The following is a 2,856-nucleotide window of genomic DNA, read 5'->3' as shown; positions in this document are numbered from 1 at the left end:
GTGCTGTGCTGCTCGGTCAGGTCGGTGGCCGTGATCATGCCCAAAATGTTGCTGCCGTCCATCACCGGCATGTGGTGGATGTTGTGGCGCGCCATCAGCAGCAGGGCTTCAAAGGCAGGGCTGTTGGCGCTCACCGTCATCGGCGCCAGCGTGGCAATGTCAGCTACCGGGCGGCTGATGTCGAGGTTGAGCGCGACCACGCGGTTGCGCATGTCGCGGTCGGTGACCAGGCCAAACAGCAGGCCTTGCTCGACCAGCAGCACCGAGGACACGCGCCGGTCACGCATGAGTACCGCGGTGTCCTGGATCGAGGAGTCGGGCGGCAGGGTGATGGGTTCGCGCTTGATCAGGGTGCGGATGGGCGTGCCCAGCAGGTTCAGCGCGCTGCCTGACTCGCTGACCTGACTGGTCTGCCCGGCCTGCGGCTGAGCTGCCGGTTGGCAGGATGGAAAAAAGTAGGCCAGTTGCGTGTGCTTGGCACACAGTTGCGCCAGGTCTTGCGCCGATAGCCAGGCCAGTTCGCAATCGGCAGCGGCCACCGCCTGCCAGGTGGCCAGTTGCGGCGCCGGTGTGGCGCCAAAGCCAAACAGGTCGCCGGCTTCCAGTTGCACCGACAGGTTCAAATCGGGGTCGCTCAGGCGCACCGCGCCGCTCAGAATCAGCACCAGTCGGCTTGGCAGTTGCCCCTGCGTCATCAGCGTGGTGCCCGCCGCTACCGAGACCAGGGTGAACTGGCTTGCCAGTGCGTCGCGGCTTTTGGCGCTGAGCTGGACAAAAGCCCGCTGCCGGGACAGTTGGCTGGTCAACAGGGGCGAGGGCTTGGGTGTGGTTGGCATGACAGGGGCTTCAGGTTGGTGATGGAGGTGGGGGCAATTTTCGGCCAAATTTGAGCATGCGGGTGGCAATCAGGGTCTCGGTCAGAAAACACAGCAAGGCCAGCAAAAAGCAGGTCACGCCGGACAGAAACAGAATGGTCGCGATGCGAAAGATTTGCCACTCGGTGGTTTCGCCCAGAAACAGTGCCATGATGGTCAAACCGATCATGATGGCGCAAAACGTCAGCAGCGCAATGCAGGCGTTGACCAGCGCGCCGCGCAGGCGCAGTTGCTTGAGTTCGGCGAAGGCCGAGCTCATCGGATTGTTCGATGCAGCGGCCTCGATGCGATCTTCAAGCACGCGGGCGCGGTCGATGATGCGCGCCAGGCGACCGGCCACGCTGCCGATCATGCCGGCCACGGCGGTGAGCAAAAACACGGGTGCCACGGCAAGCTGGATGCCGTGGGTGACGGTGGCGAGGTTGGTGGCAAAAAACATGGAAATTTTCCGGCGATAAAACGTCTCACTGTAACTTCAAGGCAGCCGGGGGTGCCTGTTTTTGACCAGTCCGGCCAGACCGATGACCGCCACTGCGGCTTGACTCAGAGCTTGTCGCAAGACTTATCCAGCCGATTGCAGCGCCAGCCCGGCGTGTTCGCGCAGCGGGTGGAAGTGGATTTTTGGGAAACGCTCCTGCGCCAGGCGCACGTCATACGGGCTGGTGCACAGGTAGGCCAGCGTGTCGGCGGCGTCGCGCGCCATGCGCTGCGGGTAGGCGTTGACAAATTCTTGCAGCTCTTTGGGGCTGTCGGCGGTGATCCAGCGCGCGCCGGTGTATTGGCTGCTCTCCAGTCGCACGTCGGCGTCGTATTCACCCTTGAGCCGGTGCTGCACCACCTCGAACTGCAACTGGCCGATGGCACCGAGCAGCATGTTGCCGCCCATCTCGGGGCGAAACACCTGAATCGCGCCTTCTTCACCAAGTTGCACCAGGCCTTGCTGCAACTGCTTGGTACGCAAAGGGTTTTTCAGGATGACGGTGGTGAACATCTCGGGGGCAAAAAACGGCAGGCCGGTGAACAGCAGGTTGACCGAGCCGTCGGTGATGGTGTCGCCCAGTTGCACGCCGCCATGGGTGGTAAAGCCCACGATGTCGCCGGCATAGGCTTCAAGCACCGCCTCGCGGCGCTGGCTCATAAAGGTGACCACGCTGGTCGGGCGCAGCTCTTTGCCGGTGCGCATCACCTTGAGCTTCATGCCCGGCGTGTATTTGCCGCTGGCAATACGCACAAAGGCGATGCGGTCGCGGTGGTTGGCATCCATGTTGGCTTGCACCTTGAACACCACGCCGGAGAAAGCGTTGTCTTCGGGGTGAACCTCTTTGATGACCGGCTGCTTGTTGACCACGAACGAGCTGGTGCGCGGACCCGGCGACGGTGCCAGGTCAACCAGCGCGTCGAGCACTTCCATGACACCAAAGTTGTTGACGCCCGAGCCAAAGAACACCGGGGTTTGTTTGCCGGCCAGAAAGGCTTCGCGGTCAAACTTGGGGCTGGCGCCAGTGGCCAGTTCCATGCTTTCCATGGCGGTTTCAAACTCGTAGCCAAAGCGTTTCAGCAAGGTGGCCAGGTCGCTCATCGGCAGGGTGGTGAAGTCTTTCGGGCCGCGGTCGCTGCCGGGTTCGAACACGGTCATGGCATCGGTGCGTAAATTGATGATGCCGGCAAAGGTCTTGCCCTGGCCCACCGGCCAGGTCATGGGCACGCAGGGCATGCCGAGTTCGCGTTCGACCTCGTCGAGGATGTCGAGCGGGTCGCGCACCTCGCGGTCCATCTTGTTGATGAAGGTGATGATGGGGGTGTCGCGCTGGCGGCAGACCTCGATCAGGCGGCGGGTTTGACTCTCGACGCCGTTGGCCGCGTCAATCACCATCAGCGCGGAATCGACCGCCGTGAGCACGCGGTAGGTGTCTTCGGAGAAGTCCTTGTGGCCGGGGGTGTCGAGCAGGTTGATGACATGGTCACGATAGACCATCTGCAT

The 2,856-nt window shown here is 62.5% G+C and carries 3 protein-coding genes; all 3 read right to left on the bottom strand.

Annotated elements, in window-relative coordinates:
- A partial coding sequence (locus tag IBX54_RS14080) for a CBS domain-containing protein (protein WP_296543285.1) occupies window positions 1-836 on the bottom strand: 836 nt, incomplete at its 3' end.
- 10 nt (window positions 837-846) lie between these two features.
- Window positions 847-1,314 carry a DUF2721 domain-containing protein gene (locus tag IBX54_RS14075; protein ID WP_296543284.1) on the bottom strand — a complete coding sequence of 156 codons (468 nt, stop codon included), beginning with the start codon at window positions 1,312-1,314 and terminating at the stop codon, window positions 847-849.
- A 123-nt stretch (window positions 1,315-1,437) separates the two neighbouring features.
- Window positions 1,438-2,856: peptide chain release factor 3 (locus tag IBX54_RS14070; protein WP_296543283.1), on the bottom strand; the 1,419-nt coding region annotated here is incomplete at its 5' end.

The organism is Rhodoferax sp., assembly GCF_014859475.1.
In the GTDB taxonomy this organism is placed as follows: domain Bacteria; phylum Pseudomonadota; class Gammaproteobacteria; order Burkholderiales; family Burkholderiaceae_C; genus Rhodoferax.
This window is presented reverse-complemented; position numbering and strand designations above follow the sequence as displayed.